This window comes from Robertmurraya sp., assembly GCF_036676585.1.
Classification (GTDB): Bacteria; Bacillota; Bacilli; order Bacillales; family Cytobacillaceae; genus Robertmurraya_A.
Genome location: NZ_JAKFCQ010000069.1, coordinates 1 through 20,443 on the forward strand (window position 1 = coordinate 1; position 20,443 = coordinate 20,443).

Annotated in this window: 21 protein-coding genes, 1 tRNA gene, 1 pseudogene and 1 riboswitch; of the genes and pseudogenes, 20 read left to right on the plus strand and 3 right to left on the minus strand. The window is 36.6% G+C overall.

Annotation, left to right across the window (positions count from 1 at the left end):
• Positions 1-232: 232 nt before the first annotated feature.
• From ACGLXV_RS08995 to ACGLXV_RS09040, 10 genes and pseudogenes are all read left to right on the plus strand, one after another.
• Positions 233-305 (plus strand) — tRNA-Val (locus ACGLXV_RS08995).
• A gap of 137 nt (positions 306-442) precedes the next feature.
• Positions 443-805, plus strand: coding sequence for a DEAD/DEAH box helicase family protein (locus ACGLXV_RS09000; protein ID WP_391558401.1), 363 nt, complete (start codon positions 443-445; stop codon positions 803-805).
• Positions 798-1,013, plus strand: a complete 216-nt coding sequence (locus ACGLXV_RS09005) for a hypothetical protein (RefSeq protein ID WP_391558402.1) — start codon at positions 798-800, stop codon at positions 1,011-1,013. The genes ACGLXV_RS09000 and ACGLXV_RS09005 overlap by 8 nt, the downstream gene beginning before the upstream one ends.
• Positions 1,014-1,275: 262 nt before the next feature.
• On the plus strand, positions 1,276-1,644 hold the full coding sequence (locus ACGLXV_RS09010; protein ID WP_391558335.1) for a type I restriction enzyme subunit R domain-containing protein: 369 nt from the start codon (positions 1,276-1,278) through the stop codon (positions 1,642-1,644).
• Positions 1,645-1,688: 44 nt separating this feature from the next.
• Entirely contained in the window at positions 1,689-2,090 is a 402-nt protein-coding gene (locus ACGLXV_RS09015; protein ID WP_391558403.1) for a type I restriction enzyme endonuclease domain-containing protein, read from the plus strand.
• 1 nt (position 2,091) lies between these two features.
• A pseudogene (locus tag ACGLXV_RS09020) lies at positions 2,092-2,396 on the plus strand (type I restriction enzyme endonuclease domain-containing protein).
• 285 nt (positions 2,397-2,681) lie between these two features.
• A complete protein-coding gene (locus ACGLXV_RS09025) occupies positions 2,682-4,886 on the plus strand; it encodes a hypothetical protein (RefSeq protein ID WP_391558336.1) in 2,205 nt (734 codons plus the stop codon).
• Positions 4,887-5,045: 159 nt separating this feature from the next.
• Positions 5,046-5,312, plus strand: coding sequence for a hypothetical protein (locus tag ACGLXV_RS09030; protein ID WP_391558337.1), 267 nt, complete (start codon positions 5,046-5,048; stop codon positions 5,310-5,312).
• Between the two features lie 94 nt (positions 5,313-5,406).
• Positions 5,407-5,625, plus strand: a complete 219-nt coding sequence (locus tag ACGLXV_RS09035; protein ID WP_391558404.1) for a hypothetical protein — start codon at positions 5,407-5,409, stop codon at positions 5,623-5,625.
• 91 nt (positions 5,626-5,716) lie between these two features.
• Complete coding sequence (locus ACGLXV_RS09040) at positions 5,717-6,574, plus strand: HNH endonuclease (RefSeq protein ID WP_391558338.1); 858 nt, start codon at positions 5,717-5,719, stop codon at positions 6,572-6,574.
• A 313-nt stretch (positions 6,575-6,887) separates the two neighbouring features.
• Here the strand turns inward: ACGLXV_RS09040 and ACGLXV_RS09045 are convergent, their stop codons facing one another.
• Positions 6,888-9,179, minus strand: coding sequence for a DUF2726 domain-containing protein (locus ACGLXV_RS09045; RefSeq protein WP_391558339.1), 2,292 nt, complete (start codon positions 9,177-9,179; stop codon positions 6,888-6,890).
• 722 nt (positions 9,180-9,901) lie between these two features.
• On the opposite strand from ACGLXV_RS09045, the gene ACGLXV_RS09050 reads away from it, so the two are divergent.
• On the plus strand, positions 9,902-10,819 hold the full coding sequence (locus tag ACGLXV_RS09050) for an alpha-helical endospore appendage domain-containing protein (RefSeq protein WP_391558340.1): 918 nt from the start codon (positions 9,902-9,904) through the stop codon (positions 10,817-10,819).
• Between the two features lie 73 nt (positions 10,820-10,892).
• Here the strand turns inward: ACGLXV_RS09050 and trhA are convergent, their stop codons facing one another.
• Positions 10,893-11,540: a PAQR family membrane homeostasis protein TrhA gene (gene trhA, locus ACGLXV_RS09055; protein ID WP_391558341.1), complete on the minus strand. Its 648-nt coding sequence runs from the start codon at positions 11,538-11,540 to the stop codon at positions 10,893-10,895.
• Between the two features lie 137 nt (positions 11,541-11,677).
• Here trhA and ACGLXV_RS09060 point away from each other — a divergent pair, with 137 nt between their 5' ends.
• The 7 genes from ACGLXV_RS09060 (at position 11,678) to ytvI (ending at position 19,018) form a co-directional block, all read left to right on the plus strand.
• On the plus strand, positions 11,678-12,247 hold the full coding sequence (locus ACGLXV_RS09060; protein WP_391558342.1) for a DUF1836 domain-containing protein: 570 nt from the start codon (positions 11,678-11,680) through the stop codon (positions 12,245-12,247).
• 228 nt (positions 12,248-12,475) lie between these two features.
• The gene (locus tag ACGLXV_RS09065; protein ID WP_119707296.1) at positions 12,476-13,741 is read left to right on the plus strand and encodes an ammonium transporter; all 1,266 of its coding nucleotides are present in this window, start codon (positions 12,476-12,478) and stop codon (positions 13,739-13,741) included.
• A 60-nt stretch (positions 13,742-13,801) separates the two neighbouring features.
• Positions 13,802-14,773, plus strand: a complete 972-nt coding sequence (locus ACGLXV_RS09070) for a DUF294 nucleotidyltransferase-like domain-containing protein (RefSeq protein ID WP_391558343.1) — start codon at positions 13,802-13,804, stop codon at positions 14,771-14,773.
• On the plus strand, positions 14,763-15,491 hold the full coding sequence (locus ACGLXV_RS09075; protein WP_119707298.1) for an exonuclease domain-containing protein: 729 nt from the start codon (positions 14,763-14,765) through the stop codon (positions 15,489-15,491). The genes ACGLXV_RS09070 and ACGLXV_RS09075 overlap by 11 nt, the downstream gene beginning before the upstream one ends.
• Before the next feature lie 73 nt (positions 15,492-15,564).
• A riboswitch (SAM riboswitch) is annotated at positions 15,565-15,678 on the plus strand.
• Positions 15,679-15,742: 64 nt separating this feature from the next.
• Positions 15,743-17,020 carry a homoserine dehydrogenase gene (locus tag ACGLXV_RS09080; protein ID WP_391558344.1) on the plus strand — a complete coding sequence of 426 codons (1,278 nt, stop codon included), beginning with the start codon at positions 15,743-15,745 and terminating at the stop codon, positions 17,018-17,020.
• A gap of 103 nt (positions 17,021-17,123) precedes the next feature.
• Positions 17,124-17,852 (plus strand): protein-glutamine gamma-glutamyltransferase, encoded by a 729-nt coding sequence (locus ACGLXV_RS09085; protein WP_391558345.1) that lies wholly within the window; start codon positions 17,124-17,126, stop codon positions 17,850-17,852.
• A gap of 134 nt (positions 17,853-17,986) precedes the next feature.
• A complete protein-coding gene (gene ytvI, locus ACGLXV_RS09090; protein ID WP_391558346.1) occupies positions 17,987-19,018 on the plus strand; it encodes a sporulation integral membrane protein YtvI in 1,032 nt (343 codons plus the stop codon).
• 33 nt (positions 19,019-19,051) lie between these two features.
• On the opposite strand, the gene ACGLXV_RS09095 is transcribed toward ytvI, so the two are convergent.
• Entirely contained in the window at positions 19,052-19,357 is a 306-nt protein-coding gene (locus ACGLXV_RS09095) for a hypothetical protein (protein ID WP_391558347.1), read from the minus strand.
• 288 nt (positions 19,358-19,645) lie between these two features.
• On the opposite strand from ACGLXV_RS09095, the gene ACGLXV_RS09100 reads away from it, so the two are divergent.
• Together ACGLXV_RS09100 and ACGLXV_RS09105 are read left to right on the plus strand one after the other, a co-directional pair.
• Entirely contained in the window at positions 19,646-20,056 is a 411-nt protein-coding gene (locus ACGLXV_RS09100) for a hypothetical protein (protein WP_119707304.1), read from the plus strand.
• A 261-nt stretch (positions 20,057-20,317) separates the two neighbouring features.
• On the plus strand, positions 20,318-20,425 hold the full coding sequence (locus tag ACGLXV_RS09105) for a YjcZ family sporulation protein (RefSeq protein WP_119707305.1): 108 nt from the start codon (positions 20,318-20,320) through the stop codon (positions 20,423-20,425).
• Positions 20,426-20,443: the final 18 nt, after the last annotated feature.

A 20,443-nucleotide genomic window follows, 5' to 3' on the forward strand; every position in this document is an offset into this window, starting at 1 on the left:
ATGTATGAACTCCTTCCCGACTTAAAGGTTCAACCTGCGAGGTTGTAAGGTAAGTATAGTAATAATTTTCTAACAAAATCAATAGACTTATAGAGTTAGAAAGTTGGGAAAATTTTGTGATAAAGCGGAGAGAAAATAAATTTTCAAGGAAAATTAAAGACTTCTGATAAGTGAGGGATGATATTGACAATTCTCTTAAATCAAGTATAATAAAATATGTACTTTAATAAGAGATCTGTTAGCTCAGCTGGGAGAGCATCACCTTGACAGGGTGGGGGTCGGGGGTTCAAGTCCCTCACAGGTCATTATAACAGAACCTTGGTAACCTTGAGTTATCAAGGTTTTTTCTATATAACAGGGAATTTAGTTTGAAGTAAAACAGATGAATTGGTGGCAAATTGGTGGCAAAATTAATATGATTAAATCATAACATGGTGCAAAGATTGCTTATCAAGAGGCATTACGGGCAGCAGGTCCGGGCGGTAATAAGAAAATTGGTACCGTGTTTCACAGTACAGGCTCAGGTAAGTCTTTTACTATGCTCTTTCTCTCCAACCTATTGCGGCGCTCAAAGGAGTTACAAAACCCAACAGTTGCCCTGCAGGTAGACCGAACAGACTTGGATGAGCAGTTGTATAATACGTTCCTTTCCGCATACAGTTTTATTGGTAAGGTAGAGCAAGCTCAAAGCGGCGATGATCTGCGGGATTTGCTACGGAATGAGAGTGGTCAAGTGGTTCTGTCCACGATTGAGAAGTTCCGATTGAAAGATAACGAAAGCGAGCACCCGATACTGTCTGTCTGATCGGAACAACCTTATTGTAATCGCTGACGAAGCGCACCATACTCAATATGGAGTAAAGGGATTGGCAGGGAATCTTCGGCTGGCATTGCCGAACGCGTCCCATGTTGCCTTCACTGACACGCCGGTTTCCATGATGGGCAGAGACACAACGGAGCAGTTTGGTCCAATCATTCATACGTATGATATGGTACAGTCCGTAGAGGCTTGAAGATTTCACTGAAATTGTCTCTAAAGGGACGGGGGACGAAGCGCTGGATGAATATAAACGAAAGTTTGCTGCGCTAAAGAAAATTGCTGGCACTCCTGTTCGGTTGAGGCAGCTTGCAAAGGAAATTGTGACACATTTCAATCGGGCCTGCATTGAACAGCCTTTTGCAAAAGGTTTAGTTGTCACGATGAGCCGGGAAATCTGTGTTGCTCTTTATAATGAAATGAAACAGATCTAGAATTGCCATTTGATGGAAGTTATCATGACGGGCGGTACAAATGATCCAGTTGAGTGGAAGGACATCCAGGATGGCAGCAAGTTCTCCCATATCAAGAATGATGAGGAAAAGAAAATTATCAAGGAACGCTTGGCTGATCCAAAAGATCTGCTGAAGCTATGCTTGGTAGTTGATATGTTTCTTACCGGCTCATACTTTCCGCCGATGACATATCTCTACGTAGATAAGCCGATGAAGGGACATACCCTTATTCAAGCCATTGCCCGTGTCAATCGGATGTTTCCTGAGAAGGAAAGTGGCATGATTGTAGATTTTATCGGAATCGTAGATCAATTAAAGGAGGCAACCAAGCAATATACGAATAAACCAAAAGTGCCTCTCAATCGCTTTTAAACATAGAGGAAGCACTCCAGCTGTTTTGGGATGCCTTAGGGCATATTCGTACCCTTGTACCAGATGCACTACGCCCGGCAAATTGGAAGTGCCTTGATAAAGTAGAGTGGGAGGACATTCTTGCTATGCTCGTCGGGTTATTTCTGGATATATCGGAGGAAAAGGACTTTCTAGAAGCGCAGTTGAAGCTGTCGAAGGCATATAAACACGTACTCAATGAAATGGATATCCGTCAGGTGGTGGATGAAGTGCTGATGTATGAGACAGTTAAAACACAAATTCGCAAAATTAAGATGAATGATTTTACCTCTGAAAAAGAATTGGAGCGTAAGTTGGCTCGCTTGGTGGACATTAGCCTAACAACGAAAGAAACTATTGATATATTTGCAGTAGCAGGCATTGAGAAAACCGGACATTTCTATTCTAGACGAGTCCTTTACGATTGATGTGAAGGATAAGAAACATCAGGATCTGCGGCTGAAATTGTTTAAGCAGCTAATCGAGAATCAGATTAAGTTGTTTATTCCAAGAATAAGAATGCGTCTAAATCTATGAGCGAATTGTTGGAGAAAACGCTGCGGGAGTATCGTGACCGCATCATTACAGCTGCTGATGTAGTTCATATGATGGTGAAGTTGCGAAACGAATTACAGAGTGAGGTTCACAAACGTCAGAATTTGGGACTCAGCGAGGAAGAGATCTCATTTTACGAGATTATTGGCCAGTATGAAGGAGCAATCGTTTACAAATGAGTACATTGCTGGCTTAGTTCGGTCCATTGTAAAGGAACTCAAGAAAGAACTAAAGCCTGGCTGGACTTAATCACATCGAACAGATGTAATGGCAAAAGTTCGGGTGGCTGTGACCAAGACGCTTATTCGGGAGAAAGTGACTGGGCAGGTGCTGCAGTTTATACTAAAGGCCGTCGTTGAGGAAGCCAAAGAGAAATACAAGGATTGGCCTATCCATGCCTAATTCATGAGAGGAGGTTTTATACCTTCCCACTTACTATTATGATTCAGAGAGAGAGGTAGTGTATGAAGGAAGCGAATGAGTTATCTGAAATGTTGATTGCACTTAACCCTGATCAGCTAGTACAGAAAATGGAAGAAACCCTCATGAAGATTCAAAGCAAAATTTTAAGAGGAAACCCCTTAGTCACTATGAGTAAACTCTACATACAGAGGTTTTTTTATCTTCTCAGTGATCAGGAAAGGTTTGTCCTCGGTAACAGTAAGCCTTCAATGAACAAAGGAATTGATATTATACAAAGTCTTGTAGTAACCTCGGAAGCGCCTTTCGAGGATGGATGTTTGCACATGGATGAAATAGGAGAATGTATGGAAGAATTGGATGAACTCTTTGTTGCTGCAAATATGTATGTAGATGTTATGCCACGTGACGAATTAATCAAATACTCTCAGGGCATGCAGATGAACGTATCGGGCACGCTGTATCCAACATTCGAAAAAGAACATTTTCAAGATTTACTTCTTCCATACAATGAACATCTTTTAGAGGTGTTTAAAGTAACTGCTTCAGATATTGTGGATGGAATTCTTAAAATCAGTGAGCATTTACGAACGGCAGGGTTCATGGATGTTATGATCGATGGTGGGGGCCCACTAAAGGGAGATTTTTCTGAAGAGTTACTGTTAAGTATGTCAGAGTACTTTGATGTTGAGCGAATAACGGGATGGCCCTTGGACTTTATAAAAGAACTGGCGATATTGCCAGGTGAGTATAGCGACTTCTTTACAAGTTATTCGGAAGTAATACTTAAGGAATTACCAATCAAATATAAACCTTTTTTAGGTATTGGGAATAAGTATTACTGCTTCTCTATTGATAACTTAATAGACAATTTTTATAGATCCGTCCTTCGTGCTCTACGAAGAAGGAATAAAGACCTTTCAACAGCCATTAATAATATTCAACAGGATTTATCAGAAAAAATTCCTTTTGCATTATTTAAAAAAATTCTTCCTACAGCTCAAATGTATCAGAATGTATTTTACAGAGCTCCTGTTGGAGGAAACGGGAAGTATGAATGGTGTGAATGTGATGGTATTATTATTTATGACGATGTAATGATTATTTTAGAGGTTAAGGGAGGAGCGTTGTCCCCTGTCTCTCCTTTTTCCGATGAGGAGGCTTATAAGGATTCGTTAAGAGCTTTGGCCCAAAACCCTTATGAGCAGTCATTACGACTATTTGAAGAATACAATCGCTCTGGTAAGATTGAGATCTATAAGAAGGAAAGTAAAAAGCGTTATGAGTTTCTCTCTTTAATTAAAGATGTTAATTTTATACAGGCTTGTTGTGTAACGTTGGACGATTTCAATGAAGTTGCCTCGCAAATTGAAAAAACCGAATTCATCCAAAGCAATGATCTTCCGGTATGGTGTGTTTCAGTGAATGATTTGAGAGTATACCCCGAGTTATTTGACTCACCAAGCATTTTCTTAAATTATCTGTATCAAAGAAGCAAGGCATCCAAAAACCCACATATTAAGGTAAATGATGAATTAGACCACATAGGATTATACTTTGAGTACAATGACTACTCTGAGCAAATAAACCAATTGGTTGAAGAATATGGAACAAGCAATATATTTATCTCTAATTATAGGGAAGAAATAGATATTTACATGGCTAGAAAGGTAAATAGTAAATTTGAGGATGAGGAATCGGAAGTTTTCCTTGATATGTTAATTGGACCATATGTAAAGCCTGAACAAGAGATGAGTCCGATGTTCAAGCAGATGATAAAGTTATTAGATAGCACCAAAGATACAATATGTATCAGAGCTGCTAGATATTTGCTGTTGTTAGGTTCAGAAAACCGTGCTCAAATTAATGACTTTCTTTCTACAAGAGCTCAGAGACTCTTGGAATTAAAAGGGCGCTCAGCTCTTCTTACACCATACACAGCTGTTAATTATATGAAGGATTACCGAATAGAGGAACTACCGGTTATTATGGTATTTTTACTTAATGCATCTAATAAGCTTTTAAGGGAAGAAGTGGAAAGGAAACGCTTCTTGATGGAGAGGGTTTTACATGAGGATGAAGCAACCTTTTGTATATTGCTAGGTGTGGGTAGAAACAAACAGTTAAAAAAAGTTGTTTCTCAGATAATAGTGCCTGAGCAATTTCAAATGTTGCCAGAATCAGCATTTAACCTATTGATGAGTAGGCGAGAAAAGATAGTTAATTCTAGAAAATTTGGTGAGCTGTAAACCAGAGTTAGGAAGGATACTGACGTCAGGGCCCAAATATTGCTCTGCCGCTAGTATCCTTATATTATTTTTCAAGTAATAATTCTCTAATGACTCAGCAATTAAGTCCTAATTGATCATTATAGGACAAGTCTCAGTAGCTATGAGTTGGGAAAAACAATGAGCTTATGGCTAGTACGAGTAGGAAGAAATGGAGAACAAGAAAAAGGGGCCTTAAACAATGGGGTTGCAGCTATTAGGTGGAGTGACTTACCGGATTTATCTAAGATTAATAACAGAGAAGAACTAAAAAAATATATGAAAATACCTACCCAGGGAGTAAAAAAAATACTATTAATAACGAAGTTGGACAAATTTGGACGTTTATCAATCGAATTAAGGAAAAAGATCTCATTGCATTACCGTCTAAATTTTCGTCCTCAATAGCAATTGGTGAAGTAATAGGAGGTTATAAATATCGTAATGATCTTGACCAAAACATTAACGTAATTGTGTACAAGTCAAATCATCACAATCACCAATCGATGTAACTGTCCTTAGGAATTTACAAGGTATCCTTAAAAATTTTGACGCGGATCAGGGGCTTCTCGTTTCTTGGGGTGGGTTTAATAAGGTTGTTTTGGAAGAGGCAGGAGAAACTTTATTACGATTAGGTTATGAGATTCATCAACACTGTTACAAGCAATCACACGAAATTATGATAGGCTTCCTGATGCTTTACAGGCGGAGTTGCCTTTAAAAAGTGTCTGAGCTCTTGTAGATGAACAAGATTAATAATAAATGGTGATTATCCACAAAAAATTAATTATTTGAAGGGTGATGATTTAAAATTGACAGTAATACATAGGGCGCTTAACTATACAAGGGGAATTGAATTAGCGCGTTACATTCTTAGTTCCTTTTATGATGAGGAGTACGACATTTTTTGTGATTTATGTAACAAATTAAGATATTATTCTTTTACGAAACTTTATGATCCCCAACCTTATACCGTACTTCATGATTATATAGATTTATTCGTACAGAATGTGAGTTATTTTGAGGAAGAAATAAATTTTATTCTCCATGAAGTAAAAAAGGAAAATTACAAGCAGGCAATTGATTCTTTTAAATATGAAAATGGAATTGATTTAACAGGATACCGGGAACCGGACTATGATAATGTTCTAATATGTAAATCAAAGGACCATGAGAAATGTAACTGTCACGCTTGCGTTTCACTTTCAGGTTATCTTGAATTAATAGCCAGTAAATACTTTGAAGGTAATTCGAAGGCAAAGGATGCTGCATGGCATATCCTAATGAATAATAGATATTTTCTTCGCGATTTTCATGAAAGGCTTGGTGAATTCATTAAAGAAAATCTCGATGAATTAATTAATAGATATCCAGATTGTTTTGACATAAATAGACGGATTAAACGTAAAGATTATTGGAAAAAGTGGATAAGAAACGGAATAATTCATAGGGATAGAGCGAAATGTGTAATTCGTAGGGAGGATTTGAGTTACGAGCTTAGTACAGATCCCGATCCAAATATTGATCACATCGTTGCCCTTGATAAATTTGGTACAAATGATCCTACAAACTTACAATTATTATGCAAAAAATGTAATTTAGAAAAATCAACAAAAAGTACTACTACCGACTGGGATATTCCTCTATGGGATTTGGATGAAGATGAATAAACAAAAATATTTTATCAATTAAAGCGCAAAGCTAAAAAGCTTATATAAAAACAATTTGTAGTAAAAGTGAATAAAAGATTTATAAAACTGCATCGTAAATATTAAAATTAGCTGCAAAAATACGAACAAGAGAAAAAATAAATGATAATGTCATAATTTCCACGTATAGGGCGAGATAAGTAACAGATTAATGCATTAGTAAAAAATAAGGACCTCTTAGAGGTCCTTATTTTTTATATAGTTATAAACACTAAAATTTAATTACACCATCTTTCCGAAAGGAAATCCTTACCTCGTATTCATTTTTTTGCGCTTACGACCAATAAAACTGAACTGAGTTCAAAATAGGAAATTGTTGATAAAGCTTGCTTTTGATGCTTTCTGCCCCAAGTTCCAATACCGGCCTCGCGGTTTCTTCTACAGTAACCCTTAACACGCACTGTTCTTGGTCAAACTCAAGCAAATTCGTATGGGCCGCCACCATGTTTCCAACCAATTTCTTCCACGCTTCTTTTAGCTCATCGTCAGACGGCAGGTCCTTAAGGATACCAAATCGTTTCGGGTCGATTGACTCCAAAATCCTTCGGGTCTCTGCATCTGTGTTTCCGCTAATTTGAAGGATGTACTCTTTAGTTGCCTGTTTGATTTCTTCTTTCAACCGTTCATAATCCATGGCACTATTGTAACGTATACGTATTAATGGAAGTCCGCTTGTCTCGAAAATCGTATTCTTCTTTACGGCGTTCGATTTTTGGGGCTCTACATCCTGAAATTCACTGTCCCTCTCAAAGGTGAGGATTGGGAAATACGTTTTAGTTTCGATGATGGCGAAATCTACATGGGCCTTGAATAGATAATCTAAAAGTTCGCTGCCGATATAGTCTCTTATTTTTTCCACTTGGATAATCGTTTTTAAGTCCATGTTTGGAAAAACAAAATGCTGTGGAAAAAGTTCCGTCAAGACCCGGTACAGTGTGATTTCCGCTTCATGATAAAAGATAGGGCGGTACATCACTGCCCTGTTGTTCCGGATGATTTGCCGTTCTAGTTTCGGATCAACATAACTTGCCACTTTCACCCGGATAGGAGATTCAAGCTTCCATCCCTTTTCGGCATCAAAGAAGATCAGTTCCAAATTTTCAAGTTGGGACAAGTGTTTTTTAAGGTAAGTACCTTTGAAGCTTGTTGCATTTTCAATATCTTCGATGGTGACTTTATCAAGGTCTTCCAATTTGTATATGGTGAAACAGATACTTTTTAGCTGTTTGTCAGTCTTTTTAAAATAATTCTCGATCTGCCTTTTCGGTTTTTCTTTTTCTTTTTTGATCATTTCCATTGTTGTTTTGATGTTTCTTTGAAAAAGTTCTTCTTCTGGTTCGTTTTTTGCGGCGAGTTCGAAAAATTCTAGGGCTTTATCGTAGTTTTTGTCTATATCCCTGTAGATAACGGCTAAGTTGTTTAGTACAGCACCCGAGCCTTGTTCGTTTTGTATTAGCTCTTCATAGAGCTTTTTCGCTTTCTCATATTTTTTACCGTTTGCTAGGCTAAAGGCAATTTCGAAACGGTGACTTTCCACTTTTTTCTCTGAAAATAATTCCTCCTCATAGGCGTAAGCAACTAGGGAGTAAGCTTTGTTTTTATACCACTTGGAAAGGTCTATCCCGTAAGTGATTATTTTAGAGAAAACCTCCTTTTTGTAGGTGGTAGAGTTGCTTTCGCGTACAATTCTTCCGAGAAGCTGGGTATCAGAAAAATGTCCTGTAGGTATCCAGAGGGTTATGATTTCAGAGAATATTTCAGAAAGTCCTTCACCCTGTCTCTTACAAAAAGGCTCCTTCATATGTTTGAGGAAGGAGGAGGCTTTATCCACCAAAGTGGTGTATTCCAGTTTCTTTTCTGCAACGCCCACAATCAGCATTGCATATTCAACGACTCGATAGGCCAAGGGGTCAAGGCGTTTTGTTTTTTTATAACTGGTATAAAAACTTTTCACTTTTTTATAAAGCGTAAGATTATCAGAGACTGCATTTAGAAAGTCTTGTATCATCCAATTGGTAAGTTCGGTCCAAAAAGTTTCTTCCTCTTCCGGAGTAATTAATTCTTTCCATTCTGAATGTGTATCGATCAGCATATCTATAAAAAGTGGTTTATCGGTGTCGAAGTATCCGTTATATCTCTTGAACCACTTTAAAACCATCCCAAGAGAAAGTAATTGTTCGGACGAAATCCCGTTCAAATTGTGCTGGATGGTAAAATAATTCATGACAAGGTCCGAGTAAAACCCCCATTGTTTTTTTTTCTTATCAATGTCCTTCTCTTGAAGAAAACTCGTTGGTAATCCCGGGCATAGTCTTTTGTAAATGGAATCGCCCAAATGAAAATCTTTCAGTTCCAAACTATAATAAACCAAATCTCTGGCCATCCCCATATAAGATTCAAACATTTCATCGGTCTTTATGTTGCTATTATCCATACTAGCAATAATACTAACTATCTCATCAATTTTAGCTCTGAACTGGAGTGAATCCTTGGTATCGCGGTATTCTCGGATACCTTCTTTTAGTTTGATTTGATATTTTTCTAATAGATCATGTGTTTCGTTCATAGTCTCCCCCTAGTTGTTTCATAGGGCTATTTTATCATTTCATCAATAGGATGAGGAAGGTATTTACATTGTTAAAGAATTCCTAAATCACGGATTTAGCTACAACCATCATAAATAATTGACGTACATCTCTATGTATATATGTTGTGGTTAGTTACACCTAAAATGGTGGCTTAAGGTGATTAATTACCTTATAGGACAAGGGGTTTGATAGCTATTGTATTGGTGGCAACATGGTGGCAAAACCAATCATACTGCCACCAATTTTATCTGTTTAAATCATACATAGGAAGAATAAAAGCCTATAATATCAACGATTTCAAACTAAATCTGTTATAATCTGTTTCGCTCTACAACCTTGACAGGGTGGGGGTCGGGGGTTCAAGTCCCTCACAGGTCATTATATAAACACCCAATTGCTTAAAGCAATTGGGTGTTTTTTTGTAGGTCGTGGTCTTTTTCACGCTATAAATAGATTCATATCAACAAGTTTTTCAAAGAAATGACGAAGCTTAAAAGTTATAATAAAACGCTTGAAAAAATGTGTGTTTGACATGAAATAAGTCCAAACCCATATTACAAGGATGGAATAAATTAAGTATAGAGAAGGAAGAACATTTATTAGAATTGTCATATTCACCTATAAGTGTCTATACAAACTACGGGAACTTGAATAATTTATTATTGTTACATTAAATTGAAAAGGAGTTGTATATCTTAATATGTCTTTTCCAAATATCCCTCCTGATGGTATTAATCCAATCGATGGTCTTGATTCTGAACAAGTAATTCTCTTGCTTCTTGCTTCGATTGCATTTGAAGAACTTGGTTTAGCGCACCTAATTAATACTGAAGCTGAGAAGCTTCAGGGAGCAATCGGTACTCTTGTGGATGATCAAGGAAATATAGTAAACCCGAATATTGTTGCTGGGAGCCTTGCTGAATTATTGCAAGTAAATCGTGAAGTGGAAAGAATGTTGCAAACTATCATTAAAAAAGAAATGTTACTTCAATTTAAATTCGAAAATATTCTTGATTTTCTTTCTACATCAACAACAACAACAACCACCACAACAACAACAACAACCACCACAACAACTACTACTGATACAACGACTGATACAACGACTGATACAACGACCACTACTACCGATACAACGACAACAACGACTGATACAACGACCACTACTACTGCAGCACCTTGTGATTGCAGAACAGATTTTGGATTTTCGACTGAGGGGCAAACGGTACAGGTCCAGCAACAAAATAGAGTAGGTGATGTTTCAACAAGTAGTAATATTTGCCCTTCCTGTACTCTTGAGGGTACAAATTTCACGTTTACCTTTACTAGTACTGACGGAATGGATCCTTTTGTTGAATTTACTTTTGTTGCGGATGAATTTTTTACAATTAACTGCCCAGGCGAAGGACAAGAAAATGTAATGTTTGTTACTGGTTCAGGTCAAGTACAGGCAGGTAGCGAAGGAATTGATCCTGGTACGTACACATTTTCTCTATTTGTTGACGATGCGAACGACATCATTGATTTAGAATTATTTGATGAAACAAATACACGAGTTTTCAACACATTTAATGGTGTTCCTGTACCTTTAGGAGTAGTAATTACCGATTGTGATTAATCCGAAATTTATTATTGGAAGTCACAAAAACAAGTCCCTAATTAATTGATTAATTGGGGATTTGTTATTTAATTTATAGTACATACATATACACGCATAGGAAGTGAGCGGTCGATCCGAGCATGATGAAAATATGAAAAATCTCATGGAATCCCATAAAACGTGATTGAAGAAATTTAGGTTTCGCTCCGTAAATAATACCGCCAATTGTATAAAAAATTCCTCCTAAAACGAGCAGAAATAAACCAGAGCTACTCAAAATATCTGCAAGAGGAGAAGCGACAAAGATTACCATCCAACCCATCACAATATAAATGACTGTTGATAACCAACGCGGGCAACTAAACCAAATCATTTTAAATAACACACCACAAAGAGCAGCAAATACGATAATAGAAAACAGTACCCAACCGGTTAATCCATTCAGACTAATTAAACAAAAAGGAGTATACGTCCCTGCAATGAGAATAAAAATCATCGAGTGATCAAGCCTACGCAGAAAAGCAATGACCGAATCTTTTGCAACAACCATGTGGTATGTGGCAGATGCTGAATACAGCAATATCATACTTATCCCAAAAATGATAACAGAAGTAATTGTCAAAGCGGAGCTCGTTGTTATGGAAGCTTTAATCACCAACGCTAAGAGGGCGATAAACGAAAGAATGGCTCCTGCCAAATGGGTAAGACCATTGATAGGTTCTCTAATATAAGAAAGCATGTGCTTCTCTCCTTTTTTACATGTAGTTTTTATAACTACTTATTATAGTATACGTATTACAACAACTAGTCAACATTTACTAATAATGAATTGTGAAGTAAAATTGAAATGTAGATAGAAGAAAAAAGGAGAGTATTATGAAACATCTTGATGAGCTTATAGACGAGCTAGGATTGCAGCAACAAATTACAATGGACGATATTCCAGCAATTGATTTATATATGGATCAAGTTATTCAATTATTTGATCAGAAATTTAATGATACGAAAAGAAATAAAGATGAGAAATTATTAACGAAAACAATGATAAACAATTACGCAAAGGATAAATTGTTCATTCCGATAAAAAATAAGAAGTATTCAAAGGAGCATCTTATACTTATTAGTCTCATATTCCAGCTTAAGGGTGGCTTGTCTATTAATGATATTAAAACAACATTAGTTGGTTTAAATGATGGTATCCAATCAGGTAATCTGGATTTAGAGAAATTCTATACATCCTACCTAAATTTGGCTATGAAAAATGTTACATCTTTTCACGAAGAGGTAAAGTCACACTGGCAAGATGTGATTGAAGAAATGGAAGATACTACTGAAGAAGATAATCTTTATTTAAAAAATGTTCTCCTTATCGCCTCATTAATTAATATTAGCAATCATTATCGCCGAGTAGCTGAAAAACTTGTTGATGAAATAAGCACGAAATAACACCGTTTTCCTTGTGGAAGATGGTGTTTTTTGTTGTCAAATCGTAAAGAAAGGGGTTACATATATTGATTGTTAGATTATCTAACATGGTATTTTCAGAATGTTTGTAAATAATATTGACTCTTTATAGATATCGTTTAAAATAAACTTAATCGAACTGATGTTATATTTTATGACATTATAATGTTAAGTAAAGTTACACAACAAATATTAAGGGGGAAAAGAAAAATGGATGTAAACTACTTAATGAACAGTCTATGGGTAATGGTATCAGCAGTCTTAGTTATCTTCATGATCGGTGGATTTATCATGCTAGAAGCAGGTTCCACTCGAATGAAGAACGCTGGTCATATTGCTGGTAAAACCATTTTTACATTCGGTTTAGCTTCATTAGTATTCTGGGCAGTCGGTTTTGGATTTATTTTTGGTGACAATGCTAACTTCTTTGTTGGTGCTTCAAACTTTTTCTATGGTGGAGCAGAATTAGATTTAGCACTTAATTCTTCAGTATTCTTCTTATTCCAATTAGCATTTGCAGGAATTGCCATAACAATTGCTCTTGGTGGTTTTGCTGAACGTGCAAAATTATCCGTATATTTAATCTTTACAGTATTGTTCTCAGCATTAGTTTATCCGGTCGTTGCTCATTGGATCTGGGGCGGTGGCTGGTTAGCGGAACATGGTAAGCAAGACTTTGCTGGCTCAACAGTTGTTCACTTAACGGGAGCGATGGCGGCACTAGCAGCTACTATTCTATTAAAGCCTCGTATTGGGAAATATAACAAAGATGGCTCAGCAAATAATATTTATGGACATAACCAAGTATTCACAGCATTAGGTGTTCTTATTCTTTGGGTAGGTTGGTTTGGATTCAATGCTGGTAGTACCGTTTCGGTTGATGCTGGATTCTTTGGATTTGTAGCACTTAACACGAATTTAGCTGCGGGTGCGGGTGCAGTGGCAGCACTAATTATTTCTTGGGTTGTATTAGGAAAATCAGATATTCCAACTATTTTAAATGGTGCACTCGCAGGTCTGGTTGCTATTACAGCATCATGTGCTTTCGTTGATACGTGGGCAGCAGTTGTTATCGGATTTGTAGCTGGAATTCTAGTATTCTATAGCGCGAGATTCTTTGAAAAACGTAAAATTGATGACCCGATCTTTGCCTTATCTGTACATGGTACGGCTGGGGTATGGGGAACACTTTCAACAGGTTTTTTTGCAACACCAGAATTAGCGACAGTTGGTAAGCCTGGTTTATTCTATGGCGGTGGCTTAGAGCAACTTGGAGTTCAAGCAATGGGTGTTGGTGTATCAGGTTTATATGCATTCGTCGTCTCATTTGTTATCCTAGTGATTGCAAAGAAAGTACTTGGAGGATTACGTGTAACTGAAGAAGAAGAAATTATGGGTCTAGATGTAAGTGAACATGGTAGCTACGGATACCCAGAAGTATTTTTAACTAGTGAAAATCAAAAAGTTTCTTCATAATTAATAAGGAGAGCCTCATTTTATGGGGCTTTCCTTATCTACTTAAAGGGCGTGTAGGATTTGAGTTCATATGAATCAATAAAATTATGGAAAGAAACTCATGTTGCAGAGTATATATCAAATTCAGATTCTCTAAATAAGTTCCACGACGAGATTATGATTAAGGTATTTAAGGCTGCGAGTGCCCGAATGAATGCTGAACCTCCGTGTGCCTTTGTATGGTTTATTACTGGTAGCGGGGGACGATTTGAACAAGGAATAATAAGTGACCAAGATCATGGGATTATTTTTCAAGACGATAGTCAAGAGGCTGGTTCTTATTTTAGTGATTTAGGAAATGAATTATCAATTGGATTACAAATAGTTGGTTACCCATTTTGCGATGGTAAGGTAATGAGTTCAAATCCACTATGGTGTCAAACAGCTGCCAGCTGGAATAAACAGGTGGTAAGTTGGATGGAGGAGAGCAGTTGGGTTTCGATTCGTAATTTGCAAATTTTTTATGATGCTAGAAAACTTGTAGGTGACCATGACCTCCTTTACCATCTAAAAAACGTGATCCACGAATATAGCCATTCCCATCCTCAATTTTTAGGCCGATTATTAGAAAATGTAAAACATGTAAAAAAGACAATTGGTCCACTAGGACAAATCATTGTTGAGGAGAAGGGAATACATGCTGGAGCTATTGATTTGAAGTATTCTGCTTTTATACCATATGTGAATGCAGTTCGGCTATTGGCGTGGAAAGAAGGAATAATCGAGACTAGTACAATAGGCAGATTAAAAGAGCTAAACAAATTAGAGAAGTATGAGGAGTTATCTCAATATCAGGAGAATTTTTCGCAACTTCTTCAGTTCCGATTAGATCACCTTTCTATTACGGCTTCTTATGATGATTCCCACTATTTGTATGTAAAAAAACTTACGAAAGACAATCAAAAACTAATTAAAAAGATACTGAAAGATGGAAAGAAGCTGCAGCAATACGTTCAAAGAATGATTGAAAAGGGTGGAAATCATGGCGTTTGAACCATTTATTCATTTTGTGAGGGGAATCCAGGGGAAACTGGGGACAAATGTATATAGTGGCTTACAGGGACAAAACGGTCAGCATGTTGCCTTTTTGCGTCAAATTCAAAAAGAACTGAATTCAGACAATGCCTTACTGATTCCATTGTCTGAATTAGAGGTGACGGTTTTTGACCTTGAAACAACAGGTTTCTTTCCTGAAAAAGGCGATGAAATTTTGTCTATAGGTGCTATAAAGACAAAAGGTGCGTATGTGAAAGAAACCGAGTCCTTTTATTCTTTAGTTCAATATGATAAAGAACTTCCAGTCCAGGTGAAGGAGTTAACAGGAATTTCTGAAGAGGAGCTAAAGAGTGCGCCGCCGTTATCAAATGTTCTGCTGGATTTTTATCACTTTGCTAGAGGAACGCCACTTGTTGCACACCATTCAAATCATGAAAAAAATTTCTTGCAAGCAGCGAACTGGAAACAATTCAAAGCCCCTCAAAAACATCGCATCATTGATACGTCATTTCTATCAAGAGTTGCCGATCCGGAATTAACCCAAAACAAGCTTGAGGATATTTGCGAGCGGTATGGGATAGAAGTAGTGGATAGACATCATGCACTAGGAGACGCTAAATTGACAGCTGTTCTGTGGTGTATTTTTATTGATAAAGCTCAGCAAAAGGGATATGAGACTCTTCAAGATATATATAATCTTATGGCAAAATTGTAAGATTCTATAATTCTTCTTTACTTTTAAAAAAAGTTTGTGCTATTATTATCCATAAATAAATTGAATATTGGATTTCTTATCCAGAGTGGTGGAGGGGCTGGCCCGATGATACCCGGCAACCGATTTTCTTTTTATAGAAAACACGGTGCCAATTCCTGCAAAGCAATTGTGCTTTGACAGATAAGAAGAGATGATAACAATACACCCTCTTCTTTGGAAGAGGGTTTTTTATTTTATCAGAGGAGGAAAACATGATGGAAACGGTGAAAGTGGTTCTTTTAGGATTTGGTACGGTAGGTTCAGGTGTATATGATTCTATCCTTCATACTCATCAGGAGAAGCTGGAAAAGGTAATTGGTAAGAAGGTTGAAATAGTTGGTATTTTAGTGAAGACAGAAAAGGAACGTCAGATTCCCAAGAATATTATTGTAACTACAAAGATTGACGAAATCCTAGCTCTCCCAAAAATAGACTATGTGTTCGAAGCGATTGTTGGTATTGAACCAGCCTATTCCTATATACAGTTATTTTTAGATCGTGGCTGTCATGTCATAAGTGCAAACAAGGAATTGCTTGCTAATCGTGGTGAGGAGCTATCGGAATATGCTTTAAATAAAGGTAAGTTCTTAACGTTTGAGGCAGCCGTTGCGGGAGGGATTCCTTTACTTAGAACGATTATTCAGCTCCTTCAAGTGAATGGGATTTTAGTTCTAGAGGGTATTTTGAATGGAACGAGCAATTACATTCTATCGAAAATGAGAAATGAGAAATTAAGCTTTGAAGATTGCCTGCAAGAGGCACAGCAACTCGGTTACGCAGAGGCTAACCCAGAAAGTGATATTTCTGGTAGAGATACTTTCTACAAGCAAATGATTTTAAGCAGTTTAATCTATCATGAGCAGCCCGACTGGGAAAAGGTTGAAAGAATCGGGATTGAACAAGTCGCATTAGAAGATCTAGCCTTAGGTGAGGTGCATGGATTAAGGCTAAAGCTGCTGGCCTCTTTGAAAAGAGAAGATGAGGGAATCAAAGCAACAGTAAAGCCCACGTTTGTAAGCTCAGAACATCCTCTTTACAATGTGGAGGGAGTAGACAATGGCATTGTTATTAAGACGGATTTGGTTGGGACTCTTATGCTTCAAGGACCAGGAGCTGGTTCAAAGGCTACTGCAAGTGCTATGATTGAAGATTTAGTGCAAATTGAACAACAAAAACAACCGTTGCAGAAAGTTCATCGATATAGCTATCAAACTCAAAATGAAAAAGAGATTAACAAAAGAATTCAATTAGCGGTATTTCCTCTCCAAAATAAGGAGGAATGGCTTAGCTTAAAAGCGGTTTTAAATGAAAACTCAAAGTATGTAAATATCCTTCAAGAAGTTGTTAAAGAGCTTGATGGTAGTATATACGGAAGCTTATTATACGAAGGAGAGCTAGAACGTATAAATCTACCTGTCTTATTTAAACGGTATCCAGTATCACCGATCGGTATAAAAAGAGATCATTTGAATGTAGTTAATAGTTTCTAGGGAAGACGCATAATTATTGCGTCTTTTTTTGTATCGTAATATGGATGCCTCTTTTCCCATTGAAGCATAGCATGTAGTAATGGAGAAAGGAGGTCAAGGATTTGTGATTATCGTTGCGGGAATGAATGTAGAGATACCCCCTTTTCAATTATCCAGCAAACAAGCAGAAATTTTTCACTACTTAAAGAACAGTAGTGAAGTGCATAGTTATGTTCATAATAAAGAGCTTTTGTTTGAATTGATGTTACGAGAAAACATGATGAATAGTGCCATTGCATTGAACGAAAGTGAAGTAGAATTTTCTATATTTCAAACATCAAAGTTCAACTCCATGTATTGGTTGAAAACATCAAGAGGTTATATGCTTAAGCCAAATGTATTGCCCTCCGATGCGATAAAAGATATTTTTCATAATGGGACAGAGTACGGTTTTGAATGTTCGACGGCCATTGTTGTAATATTTTATTATGCTGTTCTTCAATCCATTGACGAGAGATCTTTTAATGGGCTTTTTAATCATCTTCTCATTTGGGATTGGAGCTATGATGAGGACCTAGGAATTATTACAAAAGTCGGCTCGGATTTTATTCCGGGGGATGTAATGTATTTTTTCAATCCAGATTATGATAATCCGGTTTGGATAGGAGAAAATGTTGTATTTTTAGGTGAAGATAAATATTTTGGTCATGGAATTGGAATTGGTACAGCGGAAGAAACGATTAAAGCCCTAAATACATTGCGAAAAGCAGGTGCCACGAAATCTGCTCACTTAATACACCAGCATAGTCGTTTAAATTATAAGTATTTATCACAGTTTTCTAAGCAGATATAATTAATTGGAAAAGGACAAATGATCATTTGTTAGAAAAGGTCATTGTCCTTTTATATTTATTTCATGTTAACTCTTTTTTCCATATGAAAATCGCTGTATACTAATACTATGGAAGGAAAGTAGGAGAGAAATACATGCTAAAAAAGCTTCTTATCGTTATTATCTTGTGCAGTGTTGGCTTTTTCATACTGCCGTATAGTTTGCCATTAGTTTTTGCTTTAGTTACAGCTATATTTTTAGAAGGATTAGTTGAGTTTTATAAAAATAAACTTAGGATTGCACGAGTGCATGCTGTATTAGCATCATTCTTAACGTACATATTAGGTTTAGTAATCATTGGCTATCACTTTTTTACTCTAATCATTCAACAAACTCTTCGTTTGTCAGAGAGCACTCCGACTTTTGTAAAGGATTTTTATCGGAGTACACTTTTACCAATAATGGGTAGCTTAGAAAGATATTTACAAACACTTCCAGGAGAAGTGTTGAAATCGATGGAAAACACAATAGAGTCAAGTATCGCTTCCTTAGATGCCTTCTTACAAACTATGTTTGAAACCATCATATCTTTATTAACAGCCATTCCTGGTTTTTTAATTGAATTTTTAGTATACTTGGTTGCTTTATTCCTGTTTTCTTTAGAGCTACCTAGATTAAAAGAAAATATAAAAAGACATCTAACGGAGGGAAGTTTAAAGAAAGCATCCCTTGTCATTAACCAGCTTACATGGGCGGGGGTTGGGTTTATAAAGGCTCAGCTATTTTTAAGTGTAATTACCTTTGTGATGGCATTCACAGGATTATGGATTTTAGGGGTTTCAAATAAAACTCTTTTATCATTATTAATAGTCATTGTTGATATATTACCTATTTTGGGTACAGGCTCTGTTTTAGTTCCTTGGGGAATTGTGGCAATTTTACAGGAAAATCAATTGCTAGGAGTAGGCTTAATTATTTTGTTCGGGTTAATCACAGTAATTAGAAGGATCATTGAGCCGAAGGTATATTCGAGCAGTCTCGGGATTTCTCCACTAGCATCTTTAGTAAGTCTGTATATAGGCTTTAAGCTTATTGGTTTTCTTGGATTATTTTTAGGCCCGGCTATCGTTATTGTTTACGATACATTAAAAAAGGCAAATGTTATTAAAGTAAACTATAAAATATAAATATGAAAAGCCATCGATAGATGGCTTTCGTTTTTATTCCCAATCTTCATATTTGACAATTCCGCCTGTTAAATCAAGCTCTGATCGATCTCCTTTGTAGTACAGTTTTCCATTTTCAGATACAATCAAGTTTTCGTACGTATAAACTTTTTTTCCACTCGGTAAGATGATGATGATCTTTTCCCCTGGTTCGTCCTCCTTAGGTTGATCGGTGATGTTAGTATTATTAACGAAAAGCTTTGCTACTAAAAGAAAAAGTACGATGAGACAAACTAGTAAAAAAACAATTTTCAAACTTACCCAAGGTTTATACGTCATGTATCGCTTCAATTGACTCACACTTGTTCTCCGCCTTTACTTCAATCTACCTTTAAATCTATGCAGGAATAAGATGGAAGTTTCCTTTTTTCATAAAATCTATTAAACTACTTTAGAATGGTTTTTTATTATAATAGACGGTAAATTTACATCAATATTGGTAATGTATGATAGAAACATACAACAAACGTCCTGATCTCGAATAAGAAAAAGAAAAGGACAAGTACTCGCTAGGTCAATTGTCCAATTTTTTTAATCGACAAATTGTGATATGTTATGCATACATACGAAAATGAGGAAATAAAGGAAATGGAAAAGATGAAAAAAAATATGGCATTAATTTTTAAAACGATTGATGGTGTCTCTCTTTGGAAAATTAATAGAATGCTAAAGAAGCTTTCTAGATCAAAATTAATGATTTTGGAGCAAATAAAGGATGAAAAAATTGTTATTCATCTTCCTTCTAAAAAGGAGAAAGAAGTAACAAGTCTCGAAATCAAAAGGGAATTACTTAAAGAAGTAGTTCAATTGGATGGTTTTGAATCCTTTAATGTAAGTGTATTAGAAAATTGTCGACCAATTTACAAAGAACAAATCACTCAATTTGGTCTGTATCGTTGGATTGAACTTCCCTTGCCAAATCAGATTCAATACGAATATAATTTTGCTGAAATGAAAGAATCTATTATTAATAATTATGAAATGAGACCGATCATGTAGAAACAAGAGCCTCCCCATTTGGGGAGGCTCTTGTTTTGGATTAAAGCTTGACCTAGTTTGAAATCCAGCTCCAGCGGCTAGGGGCTCGGGTCATAAGCCGCCCTCCTCCAGAAATCAGGATTTCCTGCGGAGTGCGTCTTATGCCTGTCGCCCCTGTACAAGCCGCCTCCGCTTTTTACCTAAAAAAGGGCGTTTGACTATTCGCACATTTTGGGTTTCTTACATAGGATATATTGACTTACAACTAAGGAGGTAATTTAAATGTCAGAAACATTTGGTGGATACGGCGGAGGTTTCGCTCTGCTAGTAGTTTTATTTATCCTTTTAATTATCATTGGTGCTTCTTGGGGCTATGGTTTCGGTTATTAATAATTAACTAAAACATTA